Here is a 14289-nt window from a genome sequence, read left to right as displayed (position 1 = left end):
ACGCTCTGTCGCATCATGACGCCTGCCCGTTCAGAACCGCGCGGACCGCGGTCAGGTCCTGGTCGCCGAGGCCGGCGCCCGCGGCGCGGGTATAAATCTGCTCGACCCTCGCCAACAGCAGGTCCGGTACTCCCGCAGACGCCGCGGCGGTGCGTATGTGGGCGAGATCCTTGACCGCGGCGCGGACCGGGCTGAGCACCGCGTCGCTCGCGCCGGCCAGTTGGGCCGAGCGGTAGTGCAGGTACGCGCTGTCGGCGTTCGAGCCGCTCACGGCGCGCAGGAAGAGCCGGGAGTGAGTAAACAGACGAACTCCTCAGTGCGCTCGAGCGGATGCTGAAGGTCGTCCGGGAACGGGCCGGGTGGCGGCCGACCATGGTGTCTGCCCTTGGCGGACCGGGTGCTGCTGGTGGCTGTGTATCAGCGCACGAACGAACCTCACGATGCGCCAGCTTGACCGTCCTCGGCGACGGCGCGTACATCAACACCGGACTCGTCGTCCCGCACCGCAAACGCCCCGGCCGGGCCCTGCTGCCAGGCGGGGAAGAAGACAACACCGAACACCGACGGGTACGTGCCCGCGTCGAGCATGCCTTCGCCGGCATGAAGCACTAACGGAGTCCGTTCCCGCGGCAAGAGCTTTGGCAGCGTTCAGCGGCACCTCAACCGCAAGGTCTGCCGCCGATCTTCAAACCCCGCGAGCGAATGAAGCGATCGAACGAGGACGGGCTTCCTCAAGCAGCTTGACGCGGTGCCGCAGTCTCGGGCCGTCCGGGACCGCGCCTCGGGAAGAGATCCGCAGTTAAGGAACGATCGTTCTTGACTGATCGTTCCTTAACTGCCTATCGTAGGAGTCATGGGCAGGCCGAGAGCATTCGACGAGGACGAGGCGGTGCGTGCGGCCGTGGCGCTGTTCGGCCGGCGCGCGTATGACGGTGTATCTGTTGACGACCTCGTCGCGCACCTAGGCGTGCATCGCAACAGTCTGTACAAGACGTTCGGCAGCAAGCGCGGCCTCTACCTGATCGCTCTGCGCCGCCACCTCGCCGACGATGTTCACTCGTTGCTCGACGCCCTCGCCGGGGCAACGGATGCAGGGGCGGTGCTGCGGCTCGTCACGTCGGCGGACCTTGGCCTGCTTCTCCTCGCGGCGATCGAACGCGCACCGGTCGACGAGGAGGTCGCCATCGAGGTGACGGCCGCGTTGACCGCCGTCGACCAGGCGATCGCCGACGCACTCGGCGTTCCCGCCGACCTGGCCGCCGCCCTCACGGCCGCCGCGCTGGGCCTCCTCCTGCGCGGCAACCCCGACAAAGTCGCCGCCGCGCTGACCCAGCGCCTCGGCCCTCTCACCTGAAAAGGGAACCTGACATGGCACTGATACGTATCGTCGGCGACGACCTCGTCGTCGTGCTGGAGGGTCTCGACAAGCTCTGGGCCTTCAAGCGCCGCCTGACCATCCCGCTGGCCAACGTCCGTGGTGCGACCGCCGATCCCGGTATTGCCACCGACTCCAAGGGGATCCGTGCGCCGGGCTCCCACGTACCCGGTGTGATCACCGCAGGCACATTCCATCAGGATGGTGACAAGGTCTTCTGGGACGTCAAGGATCCGTCGAAGGCTGTCGTGGTCGAACTCGCCGACGAGAAGTACGCCCGCCTGGTTGTCCAGGTCGACGACCCCCGCGCGACTGTTGCCCTGGTCGAGAACGCCCTTGTCTGACGGAAGTAGGGCCACTGTTTCGCCACTTGGCAGCCGCCTTGATGGCTCTGGCCGTCGGCACCGCCACGCCGGCCGGGGCGACGCCCGGTCTCGTGCTTGCCGCCGACCGCGAGGTGGTCTTCACGTCCGACGGAACGACCGCGTACGGCACCCTGCACGTTCCCGAGCATCGTGCGGGGCAACGGCTGCGGGCGGCAATGCTGCTGCCCGGCAGCGGTCCCACCGACCGCGACGGTGCCGGTCGCCGCTGATGATTGCCCCGTCCCGACCACGGACGCGCAGTTGCTGCCACGATGCCGCGAGCACCGAGTCGTACGGACCGCCCGGCGGCTCCCAGCTGCACCAGGTGCGCTCCGGCGGACTGTTCGGTCCACTCGGCGCGTCCACGACGATCACCGAGGGCGGCGGGGCCCCTGCGCAGGGGCGCCAGAGCCGGTAGGCGAGCGACAGCCCGGCCGCTCCCCCGCCCGCAAGGACGACATTCGCGTCCGTGACGGGCACCCTGATCTCCCTTCCAGCGCACGGGTGTACCGAGCGTCCTCCCCGGTACAGGTGTGTTGCCGATACTTCCCCAGAACGGGCCTTCACGTCAGGCTTTGCTTTTGCGGGGCCGGCTCAGCACTCCCGGCCACCAGGCGCGGCCGCCGATGTCGCGGACCAGGGCGGGGACCAGCAGGGAGCGGACCACCAGGGTGTCCAGCAGTACGCCGAAGGCCACGATGAAGGCGATCTGGGTCAGGAACGCCAGGGGGATGACAACCAGTGCGGCGAAGGTCGCCGCGAGCACGACGCCGGCCGAGGTGATGACTCCGCCGGTGGCGATCAGACCGCGCAGTACCCCTTCCCGTGGGCCGTGTCGGAGCGACTCCTCGCGCACCCGGGTCATCAGGAAGATGTTGTAGTCCACGCCGAGGGCGACGAGGAAGACGAATCCGTACAGAGGCACCGAGGAGTCGGTGCCGCTGAACCCGAAGCCGTGACGGAACACCAGTGCCGAAACGCCGAGCGTCGCGGCGAAGTTGAGTGCGACGGTGACGACCAGGAGCAACGGCATCAGCAAGGACCGCAGCAGCCCTATGAGGATGACAAGGATGATGAGCAGCACGACGGGGACGATGACAAGCCGGTCGTGTGCCGCGGTCTTCTGCGTGTCGTACTGCTGAGCTGTGTAGCCGCCCACCAGCGTCCGCGGTTCGCCCATGCCCCGTACCGTGTTCCGCAGGCGCTGGACCGTCGCCTTGGCCCTGTCGCTGTCCGGGGCGTCCTGGAGAGTCACCTCGATCTGGACGCGTCCCGCGGCTTCCTGCGGAGGGCCGCCCGGCTTGCCGCCGGCGCCGAGCGGCGCCGCCTCGCTCACGCCGGGGGTGCGGGCTGCCGCGGCTGTCACCGCACGCTCCTTGGCGGCAGGCGCGATCAGAACGACAGGCTGTCCTGATCCGCCGGGGAAGTGGGCGTCGAGGGATTTCTGCGCCTCGACGGAGGACGCCCTGTTGACGAACGTCTCGTCCAGGGGCACGCCTTCGGAGCGGAGGGTCGGTGCGAACGCGGCGAAGACCGCGAGAAGGATCAGCGTGCCGGCCCAGACGATACGGGGACGGCGGTCGATCCGTGCTGCCACGCGCCGCCACAGCCCGTGCCCGCCGCTGTCCGCGTCGGACGGGCGGGGCTTGGTGGGCCAGTACGCGGCGCGGCCCAGCAACAGGAGGACCGCGGGCAGGAAGGTCAGCGTGACCAGCACCGCGCACCCGATGCCGATGGCGCCGACGGGCCCCAGCGCGCGGTTGTTGGTGAGATCACTCAGCAGCAGGGCGAGCAGCCCCAGAGCCACGGTGGCGGCACTGGCGGTGATCGCCGCGACGGAGCGTCGCAGGGCGGCTCGCGCGGCGGCGAACCGGCGGCCGCTCACGGCGAGTTCCTCCCGGAACCTGGCGGTGAGCAGCAATGCGTAGTCGGTCGCGGCGCCGATCACCAGGATGGAAAGGATGCCCTGCACCTGCCCGTCGACGCGTACAGCGTGGTGATCGGCCAGCGCGTACACCACCGCGGAGGCAAGCCCCAGGGCGAACACAGCGCTGAGGATGATCAGGAATGGCATCAGGATGCTGCGGTAGACCAGCAGGAGAATCACCAGAACCGCGAGCAGCGCGACGCCGAGCAGCAGACCGTCGATGCCCGCGAACGCGTCGGACAGATCGGCCTGGGTAGCGGCGGGGCCGGCCACCTGCGCCCGGGTGCCGGTCACGGAACCTGCCGCACTCTTCAGCTTCTTGACCACGTCGGGGAGTTCGCTTCCCAGATCGGGCCGGAGTTGGACCACTCCCTGAAGCGCGCGGCCGTCCTTGGAGACAAAGACGGGAGAGGGCTTGCCCACCACGCCGTCGACCGAGGTCGCCGCGGTCAGAGCCCTGGTCGCCTGGTCGCGTTGGGCGGGATTGATCGCGGCGGCCTCGGTCGTCCACACCACGATGGCCGGCAGAGTCTCGGCTTGGTGAAATTGCTTCTGTGCGTCCAGGACGCGAGTGGATTCCGCGCTCTGCGGCAGGAAGGCGGCCTGGTCGTTGGTCGACACCTCGCTGAGCCTGCCCGCGTACGGCCCGAACGCCGCGCCGATACCCACCCAGGCCACGACGAGCACGACCGGGATCAGCCAGCGGACGAATCGGGGGGTGGTTGCCATGAACTCTCCTAGGCGGGCGCGGCACAGGCATCACTCAATCATGAAGTATCTCAACGATTGAGTTTCTATAGACTGTACGCATGCCACCCCGCGACGAGGGCAAACATGCCGTCAGTGACGAAGCCGACCTCCGCGCCTTCGCCGTGCAACTACGCCTCATGAACAGCGAGTTCAACCGGGTGGCCCACGACTTCGCGCTGTCCCGGGGGCTGCACCCCACCGACGTGGAGGCACTGGTCGCCATCATGGACGCCCCGGCCGCACAGGGGGCCGCCATGACGCCAACCGGCCTGCGCGACCATCTACGACTCACCTCGGGCGCCGTCAGCGCTTGCCTCGACCGCCTGGAACGCGCCGGGCACATCCGGCGCTCACGCGACAACCAGGACCGCCGCGTCGTCCATCTCGACCACCAGCCGGCCGCCGCAGACGTGGCGCGCGCCTTCTTCCAGCCGCTGGCAGACAGCACCCGGGCGGCTCTGGCCGGCGCCTCCGCCGACGAGCGGCGCACCATCCTCACCTTCCTCAGCACCCTGAACGCCGAACTCCGCGACCGGCGGGCGGGTCCGGAGACCTGATCGCCGGTGCGGAAATGAGGAAGAAGCTCACCGTCCGGAATGTCCTTCGCAGCTTACCGCCGACACCTCCTCATTTGAGTTGATCATCACCATTGGTACGCTTATCGCCGTTTTCCTGTCCGGGGCGTTGCGTGGCCCTGGCGGTAGCCGGCCGAGGATCGGCGCAGAGCGTCACGGACGGTCGCCCGTGCCTCCACTCGTGGGGGCGGCAGCCTGCTGGCGGCCGCCTGGGCGCGGGGTCTCGGTGGCGTCCCGGATGCTGTCGCGGGCGGCGGCCGCCACCGCCTCGGCGGTGATGCCGAATTCGGTGTAGAGCGTCTGGTAGTCGGCGGAAGCGCCGTAGTGCTCAAGGCTGATGATCCGTCCCGCGTCTCCGACCACGTCGCGCCAGCCCTGGCCGACGGCAGCCTCGACACTGACCCGAGCCCGGACCTCGGGCGGCAGGACTTCATCCTGGTAAGCCAGTGGTTGGGCGGCGAACCATTCCCGGCACGGCATGGAAACCACGCGCACCGCCAGACCGTCCGCTGCCAGCAGGGCGCGGGCGTCCAGGGCAATCTGCACCTCCGAGCCCGTCGCGACGAGGATGACGTCCGGTGTCGAACTCCCCTCGCTTTCGGCAAGGACGTACCCGCCGCGGGCCGCGTTCGAAGCGGCGGCGAACTCACCGCTCCCCCGATCCAGGACCGGCAGGTTCTGGCGGGTGAGGATCAGCCCGGCGGGCCGGTCGGTGTGCTCCAGGACGGTGCGCCAGCAGGCGGCGGTCTCATTCGCGTCGGCGGGCCGTACGACATCCAGGCCCGGGATGGCGCGCAGTGCGGCGAGGTGCTCGACGGGCTGGTGTGTCGGGCCGTCCTCGCCCAGACCGATCGAGTCGTGGGTCCACACGTACGTCGCGGGCAACCGCATCAGGGCTGCCAGCCGGACCGCGGGGCGCATGTAGTCCGAGAAGGTGAGGAACGTGCCGCCGTACGGGCGTGTCAGGCTTTGCAGCGCGATGCCGTTCAGTACCGCGCCCATCGCGTGCTCGCGAATGCCGAAGTGCAGGGTGCGCCCGTACGGGTCGCCCTTCCACTCCTTGGTCTGCCGGTCGGCCGGCAGGAAGGACGGCTCGCCCTCCATCGTGGTGTTGTTGCTCTCGGCGAGGTCGGCCGATCCTCCCCATAGCTCAGGCAGGACGTCCGCGACGGCGTTGAGCACCGCGGCGGATGCCTTGCGGGTGGCCATCCCCTTGGAGTCGGCAGGGAATTGGGGCAGCGTCTCGGCCCACCCTTCCGGCAACTCCTTTGCCTGCAGCCGGTCGAGCAGCGCGGCGCGCGCGGGGTTGGCCTCGCGCCAGGCGGTGAACTGGTCCTGCCATTGGGCGTGCACGTCGTGGCCGCGATCTGACGCCTCGCGCGTCCGCGCCAGGACCTCGTCCTCCACCACGAACGTGCGCGCGGGGTCGAATCCCAACAGCTCCTTCGTCGCGGCGACTTCATCGTCGCCCAGCGCCGAGCCATGCGCCTTTCCGGTGTTCTGCTTGGTGGGGGCGGGCCAGCCGATCAGGGTACGCAGCATGATCAGCGAGGGGCGGCCGGTTTCCGCCTTGGCCGCCTCGATCGCGGCCAGCAGCGCGTCCACGTCTTCGACGTAGTCGCCGGTGCGGGTCCAGTCCACGGTCTGCACGTGCCAGCCGTAGGCGGCGTAGCGGGCCGGTACGTCTTCGCTGAACGAGACGTTGGTGTCGTCCTCGATGGAGATGTTGTTGGAGTCGTAGAACATCACCAGGTTGCCGAGTTCCTGGTGTCCGGCCAGGGAACTCGCCTCGGCGGTGACGCCCTCCATCAGGTCTCCGTCGGAGGCGATGACGTAGACGTGGTGGTCGAAGGGAGACGCGCCGGGCGCGGCGGCCGGATCGAGGAGGCCACGCTCGCGGCGCGCGGCCATCGCCATACCTACGGCACTGGCCAGGCCCTGCCCCAGCGGTCCGGTGGTGATCTCGACCCCGGGGGTGTGGCGGTGCTCGGGGTGGCCGGGCGTGGCCGACCCCCACGTGCGGTACGCCTGCAGGTCCGGCAGTTCAAGACCGTACCCGGACAGGTAGAGCTGGATGTACAGCGTCAGGCTGGAGTGACCGCACGACAGCACGAAGCGGTCGCGCCCCAGCCACCGGTCGTCGTTCGGGTCATGGCGCATCACCTTCTGAAACAACAGGTAGCCCAGCGGCGCCAGGCTCATCGCCGTACCGGGGTGACCGTTGCCGACCTTCTGCACGGCGTCGGCGGCGAGCAGCCGAACCGTGTCCACCGCTCGCACATCCACCGCGTCCCAGCCCACCTGGCCGCTCACGGGCTGACTTACGCCTCGATCGCGAGTCGCGGAGGGTTCATTACCTGATGTCTCGTTCGCCATGAAGACTCCTTAATTGCGTATGAAACTTACGTTACATCCCTGGCGTATCAGGCCCATGATCTGTGCCGACGCCGGTGAGGCCACCTCACGGGCCGCTCCGTCGGGATCCCTTTGGCACCGGGTGCCCGCAGGCACTCCGCCAGCACTCATCCGTCGAGCAAAAAGTGCGGTCAGCACTCGCAAGAGGGACACCATCCGCCCGTCCGTCGGATCGGCGTAGTGGCCGTAGCCGTAGTGATCAGCGCGCCCCACGCTGAGTGGGGGGTGGGAGATCTGCCAGTGGTCGGCCGCCACCCCCAGAGCCGTGGTGACGAGTTCTTGAACATGCGCCGTGGACAGAGTGCCCGCTCGCGTCGGACGTAGGAGGCCGGCCCACAGCCGCTGCCTGTGCCCGGCCGGGGACAGGCAGCGGCCGGACGGCGGCTGCGGTTGTGGGCTCAGGTCGTGCGGGGGCTCTGCAGTATTCGCAGGCTGTGAGCCGGAAGAGTCAGCGTGGTGTCCGACGCCGTCGCCCCGGCTTCCGGGGCCAGGGGTTCTGCGGTGTCCACCACGGTGGTCCACTTCTGCCCGAAGTCCTGTGCGGGGAGACGGAATTCCACGGGTTGGTGATAGGCGTTGAAGAGCAGCAGGAAAGAATCATCGGGAGTGGCGTTGGGTTCCGAGCGTTCGATGTCGCTGTCGCCGCCGAGGTAGACGGTCAACGCGTGGGCGTCGCCGCGCTGCCAGTCCTCCTGGTTCATGAGCTGAGCGTCCGTGCGCAGCCAGGCGATGTCGGCGCGTTCGGCGGGGATCGTGTCGCTGGGGCCGTGCAGGAACCGTCGGCGCCGCAGAGCCGGGTGTTCGTGGCGCAGTCGCACGAGGTGGGCGGCGAAGTCGCGCAGTTGCCGCTGATCGTCGTCCAGGTTCCAGTGCATCCAGGCGGTTTCGTTGTCCTGGCAGTAGACGTTGTTGTTGCCGCCCTGGGTGCGGCCGGTCTCGTCGCCGTGGGCGATCATCGGGACGCCTTGCGATATGAGCAGGGTGGTGAGGATGTTGCGGTGCTGGCGCAGCCGCAGTTCTCGGATCCCGGGGTCGTCGGTAGGTCCCTCGGCGCCGCAGTTGAAGGACCGGTTGTCGCTCTCCCCGTCGGCTCCGTCCTCACCGTTGGCGTCGTTGTGCCGCTGCTCGTACGAGACGAGGTCGCGGAGCGTGAACCCGTCGTGGGCGGTGACGAAGTTGATACTGGCCCGCGGCCTGCGGCTGTCGTGCTGGTAGAGGTCCGGGGAACCGGTGATGCGGGCCGCGAACTCGCCGAGCGCGCCCTGGTCTCCACGCCAGAAGCCGCGCACGTTGTCGCGGTACTTGCCGTTCCACTCGCTCCACAGGGCGGGGAAGTTGCCGACCTGGTAGCCGTCGTCGCCGATGTCCCAGGGCTCGGCGATCAACTTGACCGCGCCGATGACCGGGTCCTGCTGCACGATGTCGAGGAACGCCGACAGCCGGTCCACCTCGTGGAACTGCCGCAGCAGGGTGGCCGCGAGGTCGAAGCGAAAGCCGTCGACGTGCATCTCGGTGACCCAGTACCGCAGCGAGTCCATGATCATCTGAAGGACGTGCGGGTGCCGCATCAGCAGGCTGTTGCCCGTGCCGGTGGTGTCGAAGTAGTGGCTCGGGTCGTCGTCGACCAGGCGGTAGTACGACCGGTTGTCGATGCCCCGGTAGGACAGGGTGGGGCCCTGCTCGTTGCCCTCCGCGGTGTGGTTGTAGACCACGTCGAGGATCACTTCCAGGCCCGCCGCGTGCAGCGCCTTGACCATGGACTTGAACTCGTCGACCTGCTGGCCGCGGGTGCCGGTGGCGGCATACGCGTTGTGCGGGGCGAAGTAACCGATGGTGTTGTAGCCCCAGTAGTTCGACAGGCCGCGGTCGACCAGGAAGCCGTCCTGGGTGAACTGGTGCACCGGCATCAGTTCGACGGCGGTCACCCCGAGGTCGACCAGGTGCGCGACGACTGCGGGGTGGGCCATACCGGCGTACGTGCCGCGGAGTTCCTCGGGGACGTCGGGGTGCAGCCGGGTCATGCCCTTGACGTGTGCCTCGTAGATCACCGAGTCGTGGTAGGAGCGCTGCGGCGGCCGGTCGCCGGCCCAGTCGAACGAACCGGGATCGGTGACCACGCCCAACATGCCGTGCCCGAGCGAATCGCGGTCATCGGCAACGCCGGGATCGTCCACGCGGTGGCCGCACAGCGAAGGATCCCCGTCGATCTGCCCGTCGACAGCCTTGGCATAGGGGTCGAGCAAAAGCTTCGCCGGGTTGCAGCGCAGCCCGTTCGCCGGGTCGAAGGGCCCGTGGACCCGGTACCCGTAGCGCTGGCCGGGGCCGACTCCGGGCAGATAACCGTGCCAGACCGACCCGTCCACCTCGGGTAGCGCCATACGGCGCTCCGCCCCGTCGTCGTCGACCAGACACAGCTCCACCTTCTCGGCGACTTCCGAGAACAGAGCGAAGTTGGTGCCGGCGCCGTCATACTCGGCGCCCAGAGGGTAGGCGCGACCGCCCTGAAGATCCATGACCATGGTGTGCCCCGGCCTCCCGACCTCACACAGCACGATTCGTCACCCGCGGGCGGGCAGTGCCGGCCGCCCTCCAGGGCTGTTCAGCACCCGATGAGCAGGCCGTTCGCCCGCACCACGTCCGGGGACGGTATGCGGCGGCCGACAATTGAGAACAACACGGTCAGACCGATTCGTCCCGCACTGTTCGCGAGCACGAGAAGAGTCATGGGGCTGGGCCGACTATTGCGTGGCGGATCACTGCGCCACCTGCGAGCATCCGCTCATGCCGACTTTTGACATGCCCGACGGGACCCGCCTCGCTACCACCGAAAGGGCTCCGGGGGCGATAGACCGCTTGTCTGCGTCCCCGGCGGCCCGATGATGCGCTCCGCCTACTTCGGCGACCTCGGTGGGCTGGCGGCGCAACGAGAGTTGGTGCTGCTGGACCTGCGCGGCACTGGAGAGTCGACCAGGCCCGCCGACCTCGCGGGCTCGCGGGTGGACCGGCAGGCCGAGGACATCGAGGCGCTTCGTGTCACCCTCGGTCTGGAGCAGCTAGATCTTCTTGGCCATTCGGCCGCCGGTGATCTCGTGCTTGCCTATGCGGCTCGCTATCCGGAGCGGGTGCGTTCCCTCGTCCTGGTCTGCGCGCGTGCGCGCACTGCCGGGATCGACTTCCCTGTCGAGCGGCGGCGCGAGGCATTGGAGCTGCGCCGCGACGAGCGGTGGTACGAAAAGGTCCGGCCGGCCTTCGACCGGGCGGTCTCCGGGGAGGCGAGCGACGCGGACTTCGCGCTGCTCGACCGTCTGGCCTACGGCCACTGGGACACGGCTGCGCAGACACATGCCGCCTTGTGCGAGGAGTGGTTCGACGAAACGGCGGCGGATGCCTACCTGGCTCCGGGCGCCTTTCACGGTGCGGACGCCGCCCGCGCCGTACTGGCTGAACTGGACGCGCCGGTCCTGGTGATATCCGGTGCGCTGGACGGCTCTCCACGCCCGGACTCCGCCGCCGAGGTAGCCGGACTGTTCCCACACGGCGAGCACATTGTTCAGGCGAACGCCGCACACCACCCGTGGGTGGACGGTCCGGACGACTTCGTCCGGAGCGTCACGGAGTTCCTCGCCAGGGGCCGTCACTAGTTCCTCCCTGCGGAGACGGACGACGTTGTCTGATACTTCCTCCGAGGCTTTCTTCGGCTCGTGTCTCTGGCGGGTAGGAACGGCGTTCGCGAGCGCGAGGTGGGCGGCTGGGTGCCGGAGGCCGCGATCTCGGCCTTCTGGACGGGCCCGCACGGCTTTCGTCCGAGTCGGGCACGCCCGCCGTCGACCGTACGGATCCGCCGGAACGACACGGAATGGCTCTCGGGGGCCCGAGCTGTGCTGGGCTACCGGTCCGACTCCTGAGCAACGCGGCGGGGCTTCGCGCTGTCCTTGTGGTGCGTTGCCCGGGGCGCGAGCCCGGCATGTCATGAACTGCCTTGCACGCCAACGGTGTTCGTGGTGCGTCTGTGACAGGAGTCGAGCCTCGTTGTCAGAGGGGACCGCTAGCGTCTAGAGCAACTGCCCGGCCTGTCGGGCACGGTCGACCGGTCCAACACCCATGAGGAGAAGCGCAGATGGCCCCAGTACGCGTTGATTTCGCTGTCCGCCCCGCCGAGTTGCTGAACGCCGCGGTCCGCCATCAGCGGTGTGTGATCGCTTCCTCCTACGTCGCGGTGGCGGCCGGGGGCCACCTCGCGGTCGAGTTCACGGTGGACGGCTCGGAGGACGTCACGGAGACCGAGTTGCGCGTCGCCGTGCTCGGCGCGGCCGTCCCCCTGGACGTCGTACTGAACGACGAGACGGTGACGGCAGGCTTCGTGCTGCCCGACGACGGCGACCCGGGCGGCGCGCGGGAGTTGGTGCTGAACGTGCCGGGCAAGGTTCTCCGGCCGGGCGTGAACGTCCTGCGCATAGGCAATGTCGGTTCCGAGGCCGACGCTGGGGGCGACAACCTGCTCCGGGTGAGCACGATCACGCTGGACCCCGCCGAGGACGCCGGTCGCGCGGAGCGTGTCCTCGCGGCGAGGACGGGCGCACGGTCGGTCCGCACCTTCGCCACCGAGCGGCGCACCCTTGATGCGCCCACCTGGCAGCCGGGGCCGAGCCTGGTGTTCCACCTCGACGGGGGCGACGGCGAAGCCGCGGAATCCGCGACCCGCCTGTCGTGGCGTACGACCGACGGCGCCGAGTCGGCCGTCGCGTTCCGCAGCGACCTGTCCGGCTTCCACGGCCATTTCCGGGCCGGTGACGGCACCATCGGCGAACTGCGGGGCACGCTCACCGAGCGCCGGGCCGCCGGCACCGGCGCCCCCGGCGCCCCCGGCGTCCCCGGACGGTACTTCGCGACCGAGGAGGAGCACGACGGCGTGTGGCGGCCCGTCGGCCGGCTGTGCCTCCTGCTCGACGACGGCGGTACGGCGGTGGAGCGGGTGACGTGGAGCGACCGCAAGGGCGACGCGACCTCGCTCACCCTGCGGACCGCCGTCACGGGAACGTCCGCCCCCTCGGCGACCGGCGAGCGCCAGGACCTCACCAAAATGGTGTCCAAGGTGGAGGCCAGCGAGGAGTTCGCGGAGTGGGGCGAGGTCGCGGCCAACCTCCTGCGCAAGGCGAGCGACAAATGGCTGGCTCACGAGAACGCCGCAGACCTCGAGTTCACCTTCGAGAGCCCTGCCGTGGTCACGGCCTACAGCCTGACCTCCGCCAACGACTGCCAGGAGCGCGACCCGTCGGACTGGCACCTGGAGGGCTCCCACGACGGCAGGACCTGGGCTCGGCTGGACGCACGGGAGAACGAGGAGTTCAACCGGCGCTTCGACACCAGGGAGTTCTCGTTCTTCAACGCGTCGGGCTACCAGCACTACCGGCTGCGCATCACCGCCAACTCCGGGGGAGATGAGACACAGCTCTCGCGGGTGCAGTTCTTCGGCTTCGACGGGGGCGGCACACCCGCGCAGTCCGGCGTCTCCGACTTCGTCGGCTACCGGCAGCACACTGGCAGGGAGCCGATGGGGTACCGCGGAACGAGCGTCCCGGCCCCCGTCCTCGCGACGGAGCAGGAGAACGACGCGGAGGAGGAGCAACTGCTCGCCGCGGACTTCTCCACCGCGGCCAGGAACCTGGAAGAAGCGGCCCGCCTCCTGACCCGCCTCACGGAGCACCTCCGCCCCTGACCCGTCCCCCGGCCCGCCCACCGCACCGGGTAATCGTCAGGCTTGCCGGTCTCCAGGGGGAATTCACTCTCGCAGACTGGGTCAGCCGACAGCGCCGGACTGCGGGGTCTCGGCCTTGGCGAGGGCTGCTACCAGGAGTCCGTGGCCGGCTCGGAGCTGTCCGGTGCGGGTAGGCCGCCCTCGGCCGGCGCCGAGGTGACGGCTCTGCCCGCCGCGGACCGGCGGTACCGTGTCGTCAGGAGGGACCGCGATGAAGCACGGAGCATCGGCGTCGACGGGGGCCTCACCGAGGAGGAGTTGGCTGACGGCCACGGCGGCGCGTTCCTCGGCCTCCGCTCTTCATTCTCCGCTCTACCTAAGGCACCTTCCGTACGCCATAGTGAACAGGAGAGTCGAACGGGGGGGATCTTTCATGATCGAGCAGGCGTACGTTCAAACCGCCGACCAGACCACACCGACGATCCAGGCCATCAGGGCTCGGATCTCGCAGGCGGTCGACGCGACGGCGGGCCCCGCCCTCGATCGCCTCAAGTTCTGGTTGCAGATGCCGACGGATTCCATATTCTCGGGAATGATGGACAACGACTGCCAGGTGCGCGCTCAACGGGTCGGCGCTCTGTTGAGCCCCGGAGCAGGTGGGCTGTACGAGCCCTCGGGTCTCTCGGTGCCGTTGAAGATCGAAGGCAAATGGGCCGCTGTCGGCGAAGCCGTGAAGGCCGACCGTGCCGTGATCATCAACGGTTCGACCGGACACGTGGGCGGGAGCGAGAGCAAGTTCAACAACAAGCGCAACGCCGGTTTCCATGTGATCCTCTTCTTGGCCGTCGGGCAGGAGCCGTCCGGACGCCCCTACTATCTGGGCTTCGACCCGGACGTCAGCGCCACGGTGGAGTCCCGGGAGAAGTGGAAACCATTGGTCCTCGGTGGCACCGAGGCGAAGGCGCTCAAGTTCGATGACGCGAAGAGCATTCAGGTCGTCAAGGCCATGATCCTCGGCGACTCGCAGGACGGATTCGGCCCGCTGGTCCGCAAGTACTACGTCGACACGGACAAGGCCTTCCCTAAGATCATTCACGCCTGAGCGCGCTCCGAGCGGTGACCCGCCGGCGCAGCCTTGGCCGCGCTGCGCACGCTGCCGGGCACGCGATCCGGACAGGCCTGCAGGG

General features: G+C 68.9%; 10 protein-coding genes and 3 pseudogenes. 8 read left to right on the top strand and 5 right to left on the bottom strand.

Translation table 11 applies throughout. The features are described from left to right. Positions 1-13: 13 nt before the first annotated feature. Entirely contained in the window at positions 14-280 is a 267-nt protein-coding gene (locus tag ACZ63I_RS20805) for a hypothetical protein (protein ID WP_469340528.1), read from the bottom strand. An 84-nt stretch (positions 281-364) separates the two neighbouring features. Between ACZ63I_RS20805 and ACZ63I_RS20800 the strand changes: the two are divergent. The 4 genes and pseudogenes from ACZ63I_RS20800 to ACZ63I_RS20785 form a co-directional block, all read left to right on the top strand. Beyond that, positions 365-606, top strand: a pseudogene (locus ACZ63I_RS20800) (hypothetical protein); the annotation flags it as partial. A gap of 247 nt (positions 607-853) precedes the next feature. Continuing rightward, complete coding sequence (locus tag ACZ63I_RS20795) at positions 854-1354, top strand: TetR/AcrR family transcriptional regulator (RefSeq protein WP_469340455.1); 501 nt, start codon at positions 854-856, stop codon at positions 1352-1354. A gap of 14 nt (positions 1355-1368) precedes the next feature. Further along, on the top strand, positions 1369-1719 hold the full coding sequence (locus ACZ63I_RS20790) for a hypothetical protein (protein WP_469340454.1): 351 nt from the start codon (positions 1369-1371) through the stop codon (positions 1717-1719). Positions 1720-1733: 14 nt separating this feature from the next. Continuing rightward, a pseudogene (locus ACZ63I_RS20785) lies at positions 1734-1955 on the top strand (alpha/beta hydrolase); the annotation flags it as partial. A gap of 61 nt (positions 1956-2016) precedes the next feature. Here ACZ63I_RS20785 and ACZ63I_RS20780 read toward each other — a convergent pair. Together ACZ63I_RS20780 and ACZ63I_RS20775 are read right to left on the bottom strand one after the other, a co-directional pair. Then, a pseudogene (locus ACZ63I_RS20780) lies at positions 2017-2220 on the bottom strand (lycopene cyclase family protein); the annotation flags it as partial. An 88-nt stretch (positions 2221-2308) separates the two neighbouring features. Next, a complete protein-coding gene (locus tag ACZ63I_RS20775; RefSeq protein WP_469340453.1) occupies positions 2309-4396 on the bottom strand; it encodes an MMPL family transporter in 2088 nt (695 codons plus the stop codon). Between the two features lie 80 nt (positions 4397-4476). Here ACZ63I_RS20775 and ACZ63I_RS20770 point away from each other — a divergent pair, with 80 nt between their 5' ends. Then, positions 4477-4974, top strand: a complete 498-nt coding sequence (locus ACZ63I_RS20770) for a MarR family winged helix-turn-helix transcriptional regulator (RefSeq protein ID WP_469340452.1) — start codon at positions 4477-4479, stop codon at positions 4972-4974. A gap of 171 nt (positions 4975-5145) precedes the next feature. On the opposite strand, the gene tkt is transcribed toward ACZ63I_RS20770, so the two are convergent. Both tkt and glgX read right to left on the bottom strand, forming a co-directional pair. After that, on the bottom strand, positions 5146-7368 hold the full coding sequence (gene tkt, locus ACZ63I_RS20765) for a transketolase (protein WP_469340451.1): 2223 nt from the start codon (positions 7366-7368) through the stop codon (positions 5146-5148). Between the two features lie 437 nt (positions 7369-7805). Beyond that, positions 7806-9920, bottom strand: coding sequence for a glycogen debranching protein GlgX (gene glgX / locus ACZ63I_RS20760; protein ID WP_469340450.1), 2115 nt, complete (start codon positions 9918-9920; stop codon positions 7806-7808). Positions 9921-10283: 363 nt separating this feature from the next. Between glgX and ACZ63I_RS20755 the strand changes: the two genes are divergently transcribed. From ACZ63I_RS20755 to ACZ63I_RS20745, 3 genes are all read left to right on the top strand, one after another. After that, a complete protein-coding gene (locus tag ACZ63I_RS20755) occupies positions 10284-11048 on the top strand; it encodes an alpha/beta fold hydrolase (protein WP_469340449.1) in 765 nt (254 codons plus the stop codon). 476 nt (positions 11049-11524) lie between these two features. Beyond that, complete coding sequence (locus ACZ63I_RS20750; protein WP_469340448.1) at positions 11525-13123, top strand: alpha-1,2-mannosidase; 1599 nt, start codon at positions 11525-11527, stop codon at positions 13121-13123. A gap of 412 nt (positions 13124-13535) precedes the next feature. After that, positions 13536-14204, top strand: a complete 669-nt coding sequence (locus ACZ63I_RS20745) for a hypothetical protein (RefSeq protein WP_469340447.1) — start codon at positions 13536-13538, stop codon at positions 14202-14204. Positions 14205-14289: the final 85 nt, after the last annotated feature.

It is taken from the genome of Streptomyces sp. NPDC087906, from assembly GCF_055584925.1.
This window is presented reverse-complemented; position numbering and strand designations above follow the sequence as displayed.

Coding starts and splice junctions, on each gene's coding strand:
- ACZ63I_RS20795 (WP_469340455.1), top strand. CDS start 854: ATGGGCAGGCCGAGAGCATTCGACGAGGACGAGGCGGTGCGTGCGGCC.
- ACZ63I_RS20790 (WP_469340454.1), top strand. CDS start 1,369: ATGGCACTGATACGTATCGTCGGCGACGACCTCGTCGTCGTGCTGGAG.
- ACZ63I_RS20775 (WP_469340453.1), bottom strand. CDS start 4,396: ATGGCAACCACCCCCCGATTCGTCCGCTGGCTGATCCCGGTCGTGCTC.
- ACZ63I_RS20770 (WP_469340452.1), top strand. CDS start 4,477: ATGCCACCCCGCGACGAGGGCAAACATGCCGTCAGTGACGAAGCCGAC.
- tkt (WP_469340451.1), bottom strand. CDS start 7,368: ATGGCGAACGAGACATCAGGTAATGAACCCTCCGCGACTCGCGATCGA.
- glgX (WP_469340450.1), bottom strand. CDS start 9,920: ATGGATCTTCAGGGCGGTCGCGCCTACCCTCTGGGCGCCGAGTATGAC.
- ACZ63I_RS20755 (WP_469340449.1), top strand. CDS start 10,284: ATGATGCGCTCCGCCTACTTCGGCGACCTCGGTGGGCTGGCGGCGCAA.
- ACZ63I_RS20750 (WP_469340448.1), top strand. CDS start 11,525: ATGGCCCCAGTACGCGTTGATTTCGCTGTCCGCCCCGCCGAGTTGCTG.
- ACZ63I_RS20745 (WP_469340447.1), top strand. CDS start 13,536: ATGATCGAGCAGGCGTACGTTCAAACCGCCGACCAGACCACACCGACG.